The sequence below is a fragment of the Streptomyces sp. NK15101 genome (genome assembly GCF_020400725.1).
GTDB lineage: Bacteria > Actinomycetota > Actinomycetes > Streptomycetales > Streptomycetaceae > Streptomyces.
This window is the reverse complement of the sequence record NZ_JAINVG010000207.1, coordinates 1-757: the sequence shown is the minus strand read 5'-3', so window position 1 is coordinate 757 and position 757 is coordinate 1. Positions and strand designations below refer to the sequence as shown.

General features: G+C 67.6%; 1 protein-coding gene and 1 pseudogene. One reads left to right on the top strand and one right to left on the bottom strand.

Annotated elements, in window-relative coordinates; translation table 11 throughout:
- Nucleotides 1–192, top strand: a pseudogene (locus K7G60_RS38620) (IS5/IS1182 family transposase); the annotation flags it as partial.
- Nucleotides 193–202: 10 nt separating this feature from the next.
- On the opposite strand, the gene K7G60_RS38615 reads toward K7G60_RS38620, so the two are convergent.
- Nucleotides 203–724 carry a hypothetical protein gene (locus K7G60_RS38615; RefSeq protein ID WP_225805633.1) on the bottom strand — a complete coding sequence of 174 codons (522 nt, stop codon included), beginning with the start codon at nt 722–724 and terminating at the stop codon, nt 203–205.
- Nucleotides 725–757: the final 33 nt, after the last annotated feature.

Sequence of the window (757 nt, the reverse complement as noted above, 5' to 3'; positions counted from 1 at the left end):
AACCGCCGGAAGCTGGGCTCCCGCGGCGGCCGGCCGTCGCGCTTCGACCCGGCCGACTACCGCCGGCGCCACGCGGTCGAGTGCGGGATCAACCGCCTCAAGAGACACCGTGCTGTCGCCACGCGGTACGACAAGCTCGCCGTCCGCTGCGAGGCGACCGTGCTGGTCGCGACCATCAGCGAGTGGCTGTGACCTTGGTCCGTCACGTGATGGGATCCACGTTCCATGCTGCGGGCAGATCGCTGCCGCAGAAGACGCAGGCGAAGTCGTCCTCACGGACGATGTTGTGTTCCTGGCAGTCGGGGCATCGCCGGAACACCACCTCGTTGGTGAAGCCGGATGGCCGTCGGATTTCTGCAGCGTCCAGGGCGCGGGCGACTTCCGCCCAGGAGGTGACATCTGGGCAGTAGCCGGTGGACTGGTTGCTGACCTCGCTCACGGTCCACCGGTCTGCCTCGCGCATGAAGCTGATCTCACCAGCGCTCAGGACCATGTCTCCGCCGGCACAGGCCACGTGCTCGCTCCGGCGCGGCGCCAGCCGAAGCGCACCGTCCATGCCGACCACGAAGGTGAACGGCTCGGCCAGCTCGGCCGCCGATTGCTCCACGATCCAACCGTCGAAGTCAGCTGCCGAGCCGATACGACGCCCGCCGTCACCAGGTCGGACCGCGGTCTTCAGCTCGACTGGTCCGACATATCGATAACTCCGCCCCCGTGCAGTCACGTCAGCCAACCTAGAGCACTTCCGACACGCGCC